The 14,385-nt window shown below is 64.5% G+C and carries 16 protein-coding genes and 1 tRNA gene; 7 read left to right on the top strand and 10 right to left on the bottom strand.

The window, feature by feature from the left end; translation table 11 throughout:
- Positions 1 to 98: 98 nt before the first annotated feature.
- Complete coding sequence (locus tag LJ760_RS04890; RefSeq protein WP_227920072.1) at positions 99 to 623, top strand: GNAT family N-acetyltransferase; 525 nt, start codon at positions 99 to 101, stop codon at positions 621 to 623.
- A gap of 39 nt (positions 624 to 662) precedes the next feature.
- Here the strand turns inward: LJ760_RS04890 and LJ760_RS04895 are convergent, their stop codons facing one another.
- Both LJ760_RS04895 and soxR read right to left on the bottom strand, forming a co-directional pair.
- On the bottom strand, positions 663 to 1,145 hold the full coding sequence (locus LJ760_RS04895) for a nucleoside deaminase (protein ID WP_227920074.1): 483 nt from the start codon (positions 1,143 to 1,145) through the stop codon (positions 663 to 665).
- A gap of 107 nt (positions 1,146 to 1,252) precedes the next feature.
- On the bottom strand, positions 1,253 to 1,732 hold the full coding sequence (soxR, locus tag LJ760_RS04900; protein ID WP_227920076.1) for a redox-sensitive transcriptional activator SoxR: 480 nt from the start codon (positions 1,730 to 1,732) through the stop codon (positions 1,253 to 1,255).
- Between the two features lie 127 nt (positions 1,733 to 1,859).
- Here soxR and LJ760_RS04905 point away from each other — a divergent pair, with 127 nt between their 5' ends.
- Both LJ760_RS04905 and LJ760_RS04910 read left to right on the top strand, forming a co-directional pair.
- Entirely contained in the window at positions 1,860 to 2,018 is a 159-nt protein-coding gene (locus LJ760_RS04905; protein ID WP_227920079.1) for a hypothetical protein, read from the top strand.
- A 215-nt stretch (positions 2,019 to 2,233) separates the two neighbouring features.
- Complete coding sequence (locus LJ760_RS04910; RefSeq protein ID WP_227920083.1) at positions 2,234 to 2,707, top strand: VOC family protein; 474 nt, start codon at positions 2,234 to 2,236, stop codon at positions 2,705 to 2,707.
- A 37-nt stretch (positions 2,708 to 2,744) separates the two neighbouring features.
- Here the strand turns inward: LJ760_RS04910 and LJ760_RS04915 are convergent, their stop codons facing one another.
- From LJ760_RS04915 to LJ760_RS04930, 4 genes are all read right to left on the bottom strand, one after another.
- The gene (locus LJ760_RS04915) at positions 2,745 to 3,536 is read right to left on the bottom strand and encodes a carbohydrate ABC transporter permease (RefSeq protein WP_227920933.1); all 792 of its coding nucleotides are present in this window, start codon (positions 3,534 to 3,536) and stop codon (positions 2,745 to 2,747) included.
- A 103-nt stretch (positions 3,537 to 3,639) separates the two neighbouring features.
- The gene (locus LJ760_RS04920; RefSeq protein WP_227920086.1) at positions 3,640 to 4,584 is read right to left on the bottom strand and encodes a carbohydrate ABC transporter permease; all 945 of its coding nucleotides are present in this window, start codon (positions 4,582 to 4,584) and stop codon (positions 3,640 to 3,642) included.
- Positions 4,585 to 5,907, bottom strand: coding sequence for an ABC transporter substrate-binding protein (locus tag LJ760_RS04925; RefSeq protein WP_227920088.1), 1,323 nt, complete (start codon positions 5,905 to 5,907; stop codon positions 4,585 to 4,587). It lies immediately after the preceding gene.
- 264 nt (positions 5,908 to 6,171) lie between these two features.
- The gene (locus tag LJ760_RS04930) at positions 6,172 to 7,059 is read right to left on the bottom strand and encodes a metal-dependent hydrolase (protein WP_227920091.1); all 888 of its coding nucleotides are present in this window, start codon (positions 7,057 to 7,059) and stop codon (positions 6,172 to 6,174) included.
- Positions 7,060 to 7,152: 93 nt separating this feature from the next.
- Here LJ760_RS04930 and LJ760_RS04935 point away from each other — a divergent pair.
- The 4 genes from LJ760_RS04935 to LJ760_RS04950 all read left to right on the top strand — a co-directional run bounded on the left by LJ760_RS04935 (position 7,153) and on the right by LJ760_RS04950 (position 10,147).
- A tRNA-Met gene (locus LJ760_RS04935) sits at positions 7,153 to 7,229 on the top strand.
- A gap of 168 nt (positions 7,230 to 7,397) precedes the next feature.
- Positions 7,398 to 8,261 carry a hypothetical protein gene (locus tag LJ760_RS04940; RefSeq protein ID WP_227920093.1) on the top strand — a complete coding sequence of 288 codons (864 nt, stop codon included), beginning with the start codon at positions 7,398 to 7,400 and terminating at the stop codon, positions 8,259 to 8,261.
- Between the two features lie 29 nt (positions 8,262 to 8,290).
- Entirely contained in the window at positions 8,291 to 8,932 is a 642-nt protein-coding gene (locus LJ760_RS04945) for a GNAT family N-acetyltransferase (protein WP_227920097.1), read from the top strand.
- A gap of 57 nt (positions 8,933 to 8,989) precedes the next feature.
- The gene (locus LJ760_RS04950) at positions 8,990 to 10,147 is read left to right on the top strand and encodes an alpha-hydroxy-acid oxidizing protein (protein ID WP_227920100.1); all 1,158 of its coding nucleotides are present in this window, start codon (positions 8,990 to 8,992) and stop codon (positions 10,145 to 10,147) included.
- Positions 10,148 to 10,505: 358 nt separating this feature from the next.
- On the opposite strand, the gene LJ760_RS04955 is transcribed toward LJ760_RS04950, so the two are convergent.
- From LJ760_RS04955 to LJ760_RS04970, 4 genes are all read right to left on the bottom strand, one after another.
- Positions 10,506 to 11,135, bottom strand: coding sequence for a TetR/AcrR family transcriptional regulator (locus tag LJ760_RS04955; RefSeq protein ID WP_227920102.1), 630 nt, complete (start codon positions 11,133 to 11,135; stop codon positions 10,506 to 10,508).
- A 375-nt stretch (positions 11,136 to 11,510) separates the two neighbouring features.
- Positions 11,511 to 12,326 carry a DUF1295 domain-containing protein gene (locus tag LJ760_RS04960; protein WP_227920105.1) on the bottom strand — a complete coding sequence of 272 codons (816 nt, stop codon included), beginning with the start codon at positions 12,324 to 12,326 and terminating at the stop codon, positions 11,511 to 11,513.
- Between the two features lie 41 nt (positions 12,327 to 12,367).
- The gene (locus LJ760_RS04965) at positions 12,368 to 13,057 is read right to left on the bottom strand and encodes a response regulator (RefSeq protein WP_227920108.1); all 690 of its coding nucleotides are present in this window, start codon (positions 13,055 to 13,057) and stop codon (positions 12,368 to 12,370) included.
- Positions 13,050 to 14,330 carry a sensor histidine kinase gene (locus LJ760_RS04970; protein WP_227920112.1) on the bottom strand — a complete coding sequence of 427 codons (1,281 nt, stop codon included), beginning with the start codon at positions 14,328 to 14,330 and terminating at the stop codon, positions 13,050 to 13,052. Before LJ760_RS04970 ends, LJ760_RS04965 begins: the two co-directional genes overlap by 8 nt.
- Positions 14,331 to 14,385: the final 55 nt, after the last annotated feature.

Here is a 14,385-nt window from a genome sequence, read left to right on the forward strand (position 1 = left end):
TCCGGAACATTCCTTTTGCCGGGACGGCACACTCCCGAAACACAGGCGAAACCCCGGGCTCCTAGCGTGGAAGCACTACCACTGACGCTGGAGGCAGCATGTCGGATTTGCGACCCTTTTCCGGATTCCGTCCCTACTCCACCCCGCACCTGCGGATCCGCGAAGTGCCGTGGAGCAACCCCGTAGGTGCCGACCTGCGCGAAGCCCAGCAGGCGGAACTGGACGCCCGCTACGGTACTGCGGAACACGATCCCAATCCGCCGCGCGCGTCCGATTCGGCAGTTTTCCTCATCGCCTACGAGCGCAGTACGGGCCAGCCGCTGGGCTGCGGCGGGCTTCGGCGGCTGGATACCACGACGGCGGAGATCAAGCGCGTGTATGTCCTGCCGTATGCCCGCGGTTCAGGAGTGGCGACGGCGGTCCTCGGGGCGTTGGAGGCACGAGCGAAGCAGATGGGATTCGCTGTCCTTACGGCAGAGGCAGGCTCCGCCCAGCCGGACGGCCACCGCTTTTACGAGAACGCCGGCTACCGGGTGGTGCCGAACTTCGGCCCGTACATCGCCTCCGATGGGTCAACCTGCTACTCCAAGACCATCGGCGCCGCACTGGAGCACCGGTTCTAGGCGCCCGGGGCCCACTGCGAGCGCCGGACGAACCAGAGCCTAGTAATCGATCCGCTCCGACGCCGCGGTCCAGGCATTAAACGGAGCCATCGCCGGACTGCCTTCCACGGCCAGCTGGGCAACCTGCATGGAACGCTGTTCCACCGGCGTTTCAAAGAACTCATAGAAGACTGCGTCATCGAAACCTGCGCTGGCGGCATCGTGCCGGTCCGCAGCGAAAACCACGCGGTCCACGCGGGCCCAGAGTGAGGACGCCAGGCACATGGGGCAGGGTTCGCAGCTGGTGTACAGCACCGCACCCGTGAGGTCGAACGTGCCAAGAGTGGCACAGGCGTTGCGGATGGCCGTTACTTCGGCGTGCGCGGTGGGATCGTTGTTCGCGGTCACCCGGTTCACGCCCTCAAACGCCGCACCTTCGGCGGTGACGACGACGGCACCGAACGGTCCGCCGTCGTTGGCCACGTTCTCGGTGGCAAGACGAATGGCCTGGGCCAGGTAAATATCGTCCGAAGTGCTGCTCATGGCTTCTCCCTTGGTCCGGTTGTGCCAGGTAGATAGCCGGAAGTGCCCGGCCCGCCTTCGCAGCAGTGACACTAGCAGTTATTGGGACAAGGGGAATATGGGCGGCGTCATGATGCGAAACCAGTTCCGGCTTCACCGCGGGCCTCGCGCTCCCAGCGGGAGCCGGGTCCCTCCAGCGCGGCCTGGTCGCCGGGGTTGAAAATCCCGCACCTGTCCCGGGACAGGCATCCACATCCGATGCAGCCGTCAAGGGATGCCTGCAATGCCTGCAGCACGCGGATTCTTCCGGCGACCATCCGTGACCAGTCGGCACTCATGGCTGCCCACTCGCTCCTCGTGGGCGCCCGGTCCGCAGGTAGGGCGCCCAGGGCAACACCCACTTCCTCGAGCGACAAACCGATACGACGGCCTGCGGATATGACAGCCAGCCGACGCAGGACGTGGCGCGGGAACTGTCTCTGGTTGCTGCTGGTGCGTTGGGAAACGATCAATCCACGCTCTTCGTAGTAGCGGACGGCAGGAACTGAAATTCCGGCACGCTCCGCCACCTCGCCGATAGCCAGCAGTTGGCGTGGTCGTTGGTTCACTGGTCCAGTGTTGCGCACGCTCGCGGACAGCCGAAGAACTGTGACGGAAATTTGACCTCAAGTGCACTTGAGCACGTTTGCTGTTGCCCTGAGCTCCCAAAAGGGGAGCGGCAAGGGAGGCACCGCCATGAATCGCAGACAGGCCAAGAAGAACCGCCGCAGTCTTCCCGGACTCGAGTCTGATCCCCGGCAGACGCCGCAGCGAGGACCCCGCGATCAGCGTTCTGCAGACCTGCTGGTCCGGGTGCTGGCCGAGAGCGGACACTTGCTGTTCCCTTTCCGCTGAGGGCGGGAGGAGGTTTCCTTTCTAAAGTGAATCGTGGCCTTCTGGACAGCCCGTCGAGGGCGGAGCCCCGGATCCGCTGCCGATCGTTCCTGCTACCCGTTGTCAGCGGGAGCGGGCAGTGGGAACGTGAAGGAACAGCGCGTTACCCGAACGCACCTCCACCGTGGGTTCTCCGCAGTGAAGCGCACCCGCGGGCTTCGAAGGAAGGACCAGACATGGAACGCATGATTTTCCCCAACCTGCCGGTGGCAAACCTCAAGACTGCAGAGAACTTCTATCTGGGGCTCGGATTCACCAAGAACCCGCAGTTCAGTGATGAACGCACCAGCGCCATCGTCATTTCGGACAGCATTGTGGTGATGCTGCTGCAGGAGGACTTCTACCAAGGCTTCCTCCCCGAAGGAGATACCCCGCACCTGGCTTCCGCAGGCAAGGAAGTACTCAACTGCATCAGCTGCGACAGCAGGGACGAAGTGGACCGTTTCCTGGCCGCCTGCGCCCCCGGCGGGGGTGCCCTCTACGCGCCGGCTGAGGAGCGTATGCCGGGGATGTACAGCGGCTCGGCAACCGACCCGGACGGACACGTCTGGGAGTTCATGTGGATGGATCCCTCCAGTGTCGAGCCGCCCGAGCGGACCTTCGAGGTTTCCTCCAACGCCACGGTCCAGGAGCAGAACTCCGCGCTTTGACCGGGCCGGGATGCGGCCCGGCCAAAGCGTCAGCCGCTTACTTGACTGCACCCATGGACAGGCCGCGGACCAGCTGCTTCTGCGCCACCCATCCGGCAATCACCACCGGCAGCGAAGCCAGCACCGACGCCGCCGAGAGCTGCGCCAGGAACAAGCCTTCGCTGGTCATCTGGGACACCAGGAAGACCGGGACCGTAGCCGATTGGCCCGCCGTAAGGATCAGCGCGAAGAAGAACTCGTTCCAGGCGAAGATCACGCAGATCAATGCCGTCGCGGCAAGGCCGGGGGCGACCATGGGCATTAGGACCCGCAGGAGGGTCTTCATCAGCCCGGCTCCGTCCATCTGCGCCGCCTCGAGCACCTCGCCGGGCACTTCCAGGAAAAACGAGCGCATCATCCACACGGCGATGGGCAGGTTCATCGAGGTGTACAGCACCACCAGCGTCCACACGTTATCCAATACCTTCAGCTGCCCGGCAATCACGTAGATCGGCATAATCACGGCCACGACCGGCAGCATGCGGGTGGAGATAAAGAAGAACAGCACGTCCGAGGTCTTTTTCACCGGCCGGATACTCAAGGCATAGGAGGCCGGCACCGCCAGGATGACCACCAGGATGGTGGAGACGCCGGTGGCAATCGCCGAGTTGGCGAAATAGCTTCCGGCCCCGCTGTCCAGTACCGCCCGGTACTGGTCCAGCGTGGGGGCGAAGAAGAACACCGGCGGATCGGATGCGGCGGCGGACTCCTGCTTGAAGGAGGTCAGCACCATCCAGAGCACCGGTGAGAAGAAAATCAGTGCCAGCACCCATGTCACCGTGGTGAGGATGGGTGCGGAGTTGAAACGCCGGGCCGGTTTCCGAACGGTTTTGGCAGCGGGAGTTGTTTCTTTCCCGGCGGGAGTAGGTGCAGCAGTCTGGGTAGCCACGTCGTCAGTCCTTTACGTCGAAGCTCTTGAAAATCAGGCGGAGGGCCAGGGTGGCCACAATGATGGTGGCAATAACAACCACCACGCCCATGGCAGCGGCCTGGCCGATGTCAAAGCCAAGGAAAGCCCGCTGGTAGATGTAGAACGGCAGGTTTGCACTGGCCGTCCCGGGCCCGCCGGCGGTCATGAGGTAGATCTGGTCGAAGGTATTCACCACATAGATGGCGCCAAGCAGGACTCCGAGTTCGATGTACCGGCGCAGCTGCGGCAACGTCACCGAGATGAACGTCCGCCACCACCCCGCGCCGTCCACCTGCGCTGCCTCCAGCACGTCCTTCGACTGCGCCTGCAGCCCGGACAGGACCAGCAGCATCATGAACGGCGTCCACTGCCACACCAGCGCCATCAGGATGGACACGATCGGGTGCTGCGACGTCCAGTCCACCGGCGGGATGCCCACCAGTCCGATGATCCAGTTCAGCAGGCCGTAGCTCGGATTGAGGATTGAAATGGACCACAGCAGGGAGCTGGCCACCGGCATGATCAGGAACGGGGTGATCAGCAGGGTACGCACCACTCCCCGGCCGGCGAAACTGCGGTCCAGCAGCAGGGCGAAGATGATGCCCAGCAACATCGCGAAGAAAACACAGGCCACGGTGAAGAGGACGCTGTTCAGCGCCGCCCCGCGGAACGTGGAGTCGGAGAAAATATCGATGTAGTTCCCCAGCCCCACAAACTGGTTACCCTCCGGCCGCAGCAGGTTCCAGTTCTGCAGGGAGTACCAGATGGTAAAGAGGAAGGGCACCTGCGTCACGATCAATGTGAAAATCAGGGCCGGCAACAACGGCAGGCGCCGCCGCCATCCCTCGGCGGAGGACATTCCCCCGCCCTCCCGCTCCGTTGCGGCCTTCCTGGCGCGGACCTGTTGCCGCTCAACCAACGTGGACATTTAACCCGCTCCGTCCTGGTAGCTTTCCGCCACCGTTTCGGCGTAGCCCTGGGATTGTTCCAGCGCTTCTTGGACTGTCTGCTGCCCGGCTATGGCCGCCGATATCTGCTGCCCCACCCGCGTGCCCAGATCCTGGAACTCCGGGATACCGACAAACTGGAGGCCGGTGTAGGGCACACCGCGGACCATGCTGTTTTCCTGGGATGCCCCGGCCATCGCATCCAGGGTCGGCTCGGCATAGGCCTCGGCCACCTCGGCGTATTCGGGGATCTCATAGGTGGAGAGCCGGCTGCCCGGCGGCACCCGTTCCCAGCCGATCTCCTCGCCCACAAGCTGGATGTATTCCTTATCCGTCATCCAGGAAACAAAGTCCCAGGCAGCGTCCTTGGAGTTGCTGGTGGTGGGGATGGCCAGGGACCAGCTGTAAAGCCAGCCGGCGGACTCCGTCTCCTTGACGGGTGCCGGCGCGTATCCGCTTTTCCCGACTACGAGTGAAGACGCCGGGTCCTCAATGGCGGAAACCATGGCCGTGGCGTCGTACCACATGGCCGTATTTCCCTGGCTGTAGAGGGTCAGGCAGTCCCCGTAGCCGCTGGTGGCGGCACCGGCCTGCCCGTAGTTCTGCACCAGGTCCACATAATCGGTGACGGCTTCTTCCACTACGGGCTCATCCAAACGGGCATTCCAGTCCTCGTCGAACCACCGGCCGCCGTAGGTGTTGATCATGGTGTCCAGCGGCGCCATGACCTCACCCCAGCCGGCCAGCCCGCGCAGACAGACACCGGACATATTGTTCTCCGGATCGTTGAGTGCTTCGGCGAAGCCGCGGATGTCGTCCCAGGTGGGGCTTTCCGGCATGGTCAGGCCTGCTTCGTCGAACAGGTCCTGCCGGTAGACGAGGAAGGAGGATTCACCGTAGAACGGAACGGAGTAGAGGTCTCCCTCGTAACTCAGCGCCTCACGGATAGTGGGGACGAAATCGTCGGGATCATATCCTTCGGTGGAATCGGCATAGTCCTGGAGATTAGTGATCCAGCCGTTTTCCGCCCACATCGGCGTTTCGTAATTGGAGATCATCACGACATCGAATTCCCCGCCCTGTGTGGCAACAGAGGCGGTGATTTTCGCTCGCGCCTCGTTTTCGGGAAGGGATACAAAGCTGACGTCAATGTCCGGATACTGGGCCTTGAATTCGTCCTGGAGCGTGATTGCGTCCTGCATCTGCGGGTTGGAGACAATTGCTACGACAATCTCATCCCTGCCCTCCGCCTCAGAACCGCCGCAGCCGGTCAGCACCAGGGCGGCTGCTGCCGCGGAGGCCAAACCCGCTCGAAGCCGGTAACGGCGGTGGTTGCGATTCCCCCTGCTGCGTCGAAATCTCATCTGGTCACCTTTGCTCATTTGAGACAGCGGTTCCGCTCACGTGGGCGGAACACTACGTTCATCCATTCGAGTGGGCAAGGGCTATCCACGGGTCACCGGATCAATTGGCGCAAAGCATTTCCGGAGGCACGGGACAGCGGGGAATGCTTGCGGAATGGGGCAATGAGGAATAACCGCGGCGGCAGGCCGGGAAACGTTTGCCGACTAAGCCGATCCGGTGCGGGTGCAAATGGTATCCATAACTACTTCCGCGGCTCCCTCGCCGGGTTCGCAGCTCAACCGCACTTCAATCTCGGAAACAGCTGCCAACGAGGCCAGATGGGTGCCGCCGCAGGGAATGCTGACCGAGCCGCCGGGCAGTTCGCAGACCCAGCGCCGCATACCGGTGAGAAGGTCCGATTTCCGCTCGATGCGGACCTCTGCGTCGGAGGCCACCCACTCGGCCAACACTGCGTTCACACCCTTTTCCACGGCCGCCAGGTCCGTCAGCAGCGCGTCCGGCAAAAAGCCCTTCCGCCGCAGTGATTTCCCCACCCGGTAAACGTCCCGGGAGCCTCCGGGCAGAATCGTCGATGTTTCGATCGCCAGGGCGTCGAAGTTCGGGTTACCCGCCGCATCCACCTGCACCTCTTTCTTCCAGGCGCCGGCGAGCTGCCGGTTCAGGGCCAGGGACGCCAGGTGGCAGGCTGTGTGACCGGCCGAAAGCGCGGCCCGGTGTTCGCCGTCCACCCGGACCCCGACACGGTCTCCCTCCGCAATGCCGGTATCCCCCGACAGCACATGAACCACCGCGAACACCCAGCCCTCGGTGCCCTTGCGGACCGGGATGTCCCGGCCCAGGAACAGTGCGGTGCCGTCCGTGGCCCCGAGCACGCAGTCAAGCACGGGTACCTCACGGCCGTCCGGCGTCGTTAGCGTGGCCAGGTCCGGCCCCTGGTCCGGCCAGCCGGCGTCCACCGGGTGAACGGGAGTGGTATCCAGCAACACCGCAAGCCTTCCGCCCGGCAGTGTCTCCAAGTGGAGTACGGCTCCCGTGCCCGTCAGGGCTCCGGCGGGATAGGTGACGGCGGTATCGGTTTTCGGCAGGCTCACCCGCCCCAGCGTACCGAACGGGACGGCAGGAATTGTGAGCCCCGCCACTGGATTACGCTGTGCGGCGGATCTGCGGTAAAGTTGAGACCACGCCGCGGGGTGGAGCAGTTCGGTAGCTCGCTGGGCTCATAACCCAGAGGTCGCAAGTTCAAATCTTGCCCCCGCAACCAAGAAAAAGATCCCGATCCGGAAACGGATCGGGATCTTTTTTGTCTTCCGCTCCGCACGGCAGCGAACACGCCGGACCGCCCGCCGAGGCGCCAGCTGAAATCCTTGAGCCTATACTGGCGCTTTCCACACCCGGCCAGGGCGTGGTTCGAATGGGGGAATTTCTAACCATGGGTACATCCACCGGCCTGCGCCCGGCTTTTGCGGCAGCAGGTCTGGCGTTGCTGGTAACCGTCCTTTCCGGCTGCGGCAACGGCCCGGCCGGCACGGAAACCAGCAAGGCCCCGGCCAGCGCCCCGCCGTCGGCTTCCCCGTCCTTCAAATCGACGGAAAAAGCATCACCCAAGGCAAAGCCCTCCCCCACGCCAACGACAACCCCGGCGCCGACGTCGTCCGCTTCCCAGCGCGGGCGGGGAGTCAAGGGCAACGTGGAGACGGCCCAGGGAACCTACCTGCAGGTCTCGCCGGCCGAAGACGATCCGGCATGGACCCTCGATCCGGCGGTGGTGGAGCCGAACCTGCTTTCCCTGTACTCGCAGGAGCAAATCGAGGAAGCGCACCGGAGCAACCTGGCCTTTATGGTCGAGGAGGGACTCGACTCCCCGCTCAACGGCGGTGCGTGGATGCCGGAGGAATGGTGGGCCGAAAATGGGGAACGGATCGCCCCAGAGCTCCAAGGCATGGCCCGGCAGAGCCTTAGTGACGGTTCGCCCTTTGGCGGAATCGTTATGCAAAGCACCTTCCACCAGGAGCGTTACGGCGATTCCTACCGGTACATCTACGAATCCGACCGGTCCCGCTTCACGAAGCTGGACATCGAAGTCGTTGACGTGTGGCTGGCCGAGGACAACAAGAGCATCGTCACCGAGATTTACGTGGCCGCGGAAATGGAAGTGGCCCCCGGTGCCGGGGAACCGGGAACAGATACGCAGATCATCGAGGCGTCCATGACGCTTTGCTCTCGGCCGGGGCAGGGCGCAGGCGAATGGCTGATTACGGACTGGCGCAACAAGTTCCAGGTCACGGCGGGGTAGGCCATGGCGGACGACGCCGGACCGCCGGCATGAGCGCCTCACTGCCCCAACGCTCGGTTCTTTCCGGCCGGTTTGTCCGGCTCGAGCCGCTCACCCTTGACCTGATCCCGGACCTGCATCGAGCCATTGCGGTACCGGAGGTCTTTGCCGGCGGCTACGGCGGCGGTCCGGCCGGCCTGCACACCGATCTGGACGGGTTCACAGCGTGGGCCCAGGCCTACTACCGGTGGAATGAGCTGCCGTTCGCGGTGCGGCTGGTCCACGGAAACCATCCGGGCGCCGTCGTGGGAACCAGCAGCCTCGCTGACCTGGATCTGTCGGGCGAATCCGTGCAGCTGGGGTGGACCGCCTACGCTCCCGCTGTCTGGGGAACGGCGGTCAACGCGGAAACGAAGCTGCTCCTGCTCGGCTCCGCCTTTGAAGCCGGTTTCGGACGGATCAGCATCCAGGCGGACTCGCTCAATGCCCGTTCCCGTGCGGCGATCAGCGGGATCGGTGCCGTTTTCGAGGGCATCCGGCGCCGGGACAAACGCCGCGCCGACGGCAGCTGGCGGGACACCGCGGTGTACTCGGTCCTGTCCGACGAATGGCCCGCAGTCCGCGCCGGACTTGAGGAACGGCTGGAACGTTTCGCCGCGGGTCGGCAGGATGCCCCGCCGCCGCTGGAGTAGCATCCCGGGCAAAGCGGAAAACCGGCAAAGCGGCCGGAAAGAAAAGGCGGAGCCTCCATGAGCACGAACTACGGCGATTATCAGCTTGGCATCTACATGAACGGCGCACGCGGCGTCCTGCCGGATCTGCCGATGAGCTCGGCCGGCATGGAGGAGTTGGCAGAAAGCAGGATGGATCCGCGGATTCTGGGTTACGTTGCGGGCGGTGCCGGAAACGAGCACACCCAACGTGCCAATGTGGCTGCCTTTGAGCGGCTTGGCATCATGCCGCGCATGATGGTCGGAGCCGCCCAGCGCAACATGGGCATTGATCTGCTGGGCCACCGGCTGCCGTCTCCCCTGTTCTTCGCTCCGGTGGGCGTGCTGGGTGCCGTGGCCGACGACGGCGACCTGGCGACGGCTGCGGCTTCCGCGGAGCTGGGCATCCCGATGGTTGCCTCCACCCTCTCCTCCGCTCCGCTGGAACAGGTCCGTGCCGCCGCCGGTGAAACCCCCGGGTTCTTCCAGCTCTACCCGCCCGCCGACCGGGAGCTGGCCGAGTCCCTGGTGCACCGTGCCGAAGCAGCCGGGTACTCGGGCATCGTCATCACGTTGGATACGTGGGTGAACGGCTGGCGGCCCCGCGACCTCAGTGCCGCGTACCTGCCGATGCTTTCGGGCCAGTGCCTGGCCAATTACCTGACCGATGACCGGTTCCGGAAGCTCCTGGCCGACCAGGGGTCTCCGGATCCCGCCGCTGCCGTCATGCTGTGGGCCTCACTGTTCGGCAACCCCACGATGACGTGGGAGGACCTGGACTGGTTCCGATCCATGACGTCGCTGCCGATCATCCTCAAAGGCATCTGCTCCCCCGAAGACGCCCGGCGCGCACTGGACGGCGGAATGGACGGCATTTACTGCTCCAACCACGGCGGACGGCAGGCCAACGGCGGCATCCCGGCAATTGATTGCCTGCCGGGCGTCGTTGAGGCGGCCGACGGCGCGCCCGTGCTTTTCGATTCCGGCGTGCGATCCGGTGTGGACGCGCTGCGGGCACTGGCACTCGGCGCGACGGCGGTGGGGATCGGCCGGCCCTATGTCTACGGTCTGGCGGCGGGCGGGCAGGCGGGAATCACCCATGTGATGCGTAGCCTGCTCGCTGAAGCGGACCTGACCATGGCGGTCAACGGCTACCCGGACCTGGCCTCGCTGCGCGGATCCCTGCACCGGCTCTAGGTATTCTTGGTGGCGCTGCTGCCCTCCGCCGGCGGTCCCACCCGGAACTCTTCCGCAGCGCGCTTCCGCTGTGACGAGGCGCCCCAAAACACCACTCCGCCGATCACCAGGACTAGAGGTATCCACCACCCCTGCCGGACTCCGGATTCAACAGCAGAGCGGTACCCAGAACAACGGTCGCCGCGGCCACGCTGAGAGACGACCAGTACCAGCGCGCCCGGCGGTCCATGGGATTTATCCACGGCTTCATTTCCACTCCCCCGAATAGGTCACTTCCGGGAAGCTAAGCGGCTTCCCTGCGGCCGGGCAAGAGTGGACACTGGATCCCTGCCCCGTCACCAAGGCACGCGGCGAAGCCCTAGTCCTCCGGGAAGCCGTCCCTCGGCCACCAGCACGGGAGCAGGTGACGCAGCGTGGCCAGCCGGGCTTCGACGTCGTCGTCGTCACTGACCACCCACTGTTCGAACCAGGAGGCATAGGCGCCGCCCAGGAAGGCCGCGGTCGCGTCCAGGTCCAGGGCCGGGGGCGGCGCGTTGTGCGCCCGCCAGACATGCAGTGCCAGAAGAATCCGCACGTTTAGCTGGTCGGCGAGGATGCCGAGGAAGGTCTCGGTGTGAAAAAGTGCCCGGTAGACCCGCTGTTCTGCCTTGGTGTGCTGCAGGATCTGCCGGATGGACTCGACGTACAGGTCCCCGATCTCCGCGATTGTCCGGCCGGTGCCGCGTTGGTCCAGTTCAACTGTGCCAAGCCGGTCCACGACGCCGGCGTATACCGAACCGGCGAAGTCGAAAATGTTCCGGTGGTGTCCGTAGAAGGTGGTGCGGTGCACCCCGGCCTGCCGGCAGAGTGCAGCCACGCTGATCTCCGCGAGTTCGTGGTCCCGAAGCAGCTCCCACAGTCCTGCCTCGAGCGCATCCCGGGTGCGCGTTATCCGCGGCTCATCCGACGGTGAGTGCCGATGCGGCTTCAGGGGGTGCAGTCCGGGCATGGGACTAATCTTCTCAGATACACGGAAGGGCCCCGCCGAAGCGAAGCCCTTCTATGCCGCGGCGCTGGGGGACGCCGCAAGCTTTGAGTTGTAGCCGGCCTCGTGGTTCGACAGGAACAGGACCGGATTGTTTCTATCCTGCCCTATTCAACACCTGTAGAAGAACCTGCCGTTCCCAAAACCGTCGAATGTGACTGAGGAGACAGCTGCTGGCGCGGGTTAAGGGCTGGCGACCCACTCCGCCGCAGAGGATCCCACCGCGTGGTGCTCCTGTGAAACCTGTGACAACAGGAAGCAACAGCGGCCCCACCCAGTGGGACACTGTGCCCGGATCAGGGCCCGGCGACCCACCCAGCATTCCGCCTGCCTCCCCGTCTAGCGGGCGTGCTTTGAACCTAGCCGTGGAGGAAGCGGAACGAGTGGGGAGGTCCGGCGCCGGTACCGTGCGTAGTCGGGGTAGCGTGCCAGGGAAATGCTCTCGGTGAAGGCGGTGGACCCGGCGAAGAGCAGGGTCAGCAGGACCGGGCCTGCCAGCGTCCAATGCAGCCACTCCCCCGAGGCGGTGACGGCGAAACCGTAGAAGAGCCACCATTGGAGCTGTTCAAAGAAGAAGTTCGGATGGCGCGAGTACCGGAACAGTCCCGATTGGAGGAAGTCGGCCGACGGAATACGTCCGGCGGTCCGCAGGGCCTTTTTCCACTGCTGGAAGTTCCACTGCTGCTGGTCCGCCACGGTCTCTGAAGCCAGTGCGGCCAGAAACAGGACCGACAGCAGCCAGTCCCAGCCCGTGAGTGCTCCGGGGTGTTGGTAGGCGGTCAGCACCGGCAGGGTCATCACCCAGATGACGACGTTCTGATAGATGCTGATGAACAGCAGGTTGAAGGCCTGGAACTGCCACGGCTTCAGCCGTTGGCGCAGGATCCCCCACCGGTAGTCCTCGCCGCCCGGGGCGTAACCGCCCTTGCGGGCAAAATTGAACGTCAGCCGGACGCCCCAGAGCGTAACCAGGACCGCCATCAGCGTTACCCTGTGGTCGCCGTCGGACGCAACGGCAAAAACCCATAAATAGGCCAGCGGAACTATGGACCAGATGCGGTCCGTCCAGGAGTATTCCCGGGTGAGCAGTGAGAGCACCCAGGTTCCGGCGCAGGCGGCGGTGAATATCTCGAAGCAAACGCGAACCGGGTCCATCCTCGGAGGATACGGTCGGTTTCCTGTCTGCGGGAGCCCTCTTAGCCCAGCAGCCGGTGCTCATACGCGAAGGCCACCATCGAAATCCGCGTAGCCAAACCCAACCGGTCCTGGATACGGCGGATATGCGTCTTCACCGTGGCCTCTGAAAGGAACACGCTGCCCGCAATGTCCGCATTGCTGAGCCCCTTGGCCACGAGCAGGAACACGTCCTTTTCCCGCGCGGTCAGCTCGGCGATGGCCGCCGTGTCCGGTTCCGCCGGATCCGCGCTGCGGGTGAGATGCGCAAAGAGGTCATGGGCCGATCCGGGGGCCACCACGGAATAGCCCGCATAGACGGTCCGGATGGCGGAAAGCAGGAACTCCGGCTCGGCGCTCTTGAGCAGGTAGCCGCTGGCGCCGGCGCGGACGGCCTCCACCACGGCCTGGTCCCGGTTGAAGGTGGTCAGGGCAATCACCTTCGGCCGCTCCCGCCCGGCTTCGTCCGCTGCTGCCATGATGCGACGGGTGGCTGTGATGCCGTCCACCACGGGCATGCGCAGGTCCATCAGCATGATGTCCGGGCACGCGGCTTCGGCCAGTTCCACGGCTTCCATCCCGTTGCCGGCGCTGCCGCAGTAGGCCAGGTCCTGCTGCGAGCGGATCAGCATTTGGATACCGGTCCGGAACAGCGGCTGGTCATCCACCAATGCCACAGTGATGGGGGCGGCGCCGGCCTTAGCCTCACTCATCTGCGCCCACCAGCTCCGCGGCGTAAATCTCCGCGCCCGGAGCACTTAGAGCCAGGCCGTAGGGAAGGAACGCGGTTACCCGGAAGCTGCCTCCGTCCGGACCGGCCGTAAGCCACCCACCGGCAAGGTGGGCCCGCTCCCGCATGCCGGGGATGCCGCGGCCGGTGCCAGCCGTCGTGATGGCTCCGGTGTCCGGTTTTCCGGGTCGATCCGCATAGGAGGCTATCTGCAGCGAAAGTCCGGGACCGCTCCAATCCAGATGCACGGTTACCCGCGTGCCTGTCCCGCCGTGGCGCAGGGCATTGGTCAAGGACTCCTGGACAATCCGGAAGACGGCCATCTGCTGGCCCTCCGGAAGTTCCACCGGGGTTCCGGATTCGGTGCTCTCCACCAGCAGGCTGCTGCCCTGCTGTTCCAGCAGTTTCTCAATATCCTCCAGCCTCGGTTGCGGGAGAGCGGACCCGCCGTCGCCCACCCCCTCGATCACGCGTTGGGCATCCGTCAGGGCGCGGCGTGCAGACGAAGCTATGTTCTCCAGCGCGTCAAGCACAGGCTGTGGCTGATCCTTGCCCAGATACCGGGATCCGTCCGCCTGGGCCGCGATTACCGCCAGCGAGTGGGCCAGGACATCGTGCAGGTCGCGGGAAATCCGGGTGCGCTCCTGTTCCACGATCAGATCCACTTCGGTGGCCTTCAGCGTGTCCACGGCCGCCGTCCGTTCCGCCGACAGGGTGCGGCGCTCCTCCCAGCCCCGAAGTGCGTAGCCGGCCAGCCACCCAACGGTCAGGAGGACCAGCAAGAAGGAGGTATACAGAATCCAAAAATCCCGCATTGTGTGCCACGAGACACCGTAAACCGGCAGCCAGCCAACTCCTCCCGAGTAGCTTCTGTTTAGCATCAGGTAGGACATGGTGGCGGCGAGGAAAGGCGCGGTGGCAATTCCAGCCACCCGCTGCCACTTGTCTCCCGAGAACGCGGCAAAAAAGAGAACGACGGCGGAGCCCAGGTAAATCGGCCAGGTATTGGGTTCCAACGGCGGTACCGCGCGGAGTAGCTGCGCACCAAGGACGGCAGCGGGAATGAGCATTGCAGCATAGGCAAACCGTGAGGCAAGCCCTATGGCCAAAGTGAAGGCCAGCAGCGGGAACACGCCAGACCAGGTTAAGAAGTCTCCGCCCATCCGACCCGCCTCGCCGATAATCCAGAGCACCAGAAATACTGCGGCTGCCGCCGGGGCGCCCCAGGTACGCGTGTAATTCAGGAATTGAGTCATGGCCCCGAAGCTATCCCGCCCCCAACCGACTTTCGGATGAAACGGCAGTCTTTCA

It is taken from the genome of Arthrobacter sp. zg-Y895 (genome assembly GCF_020731025.1).
Taxonomy (GTDB): domain Bacteria; phylum Actinomycetota; class Actinomycetes; order Actinomycetales; family Micrococcaceae; genus Arthrobacter_B.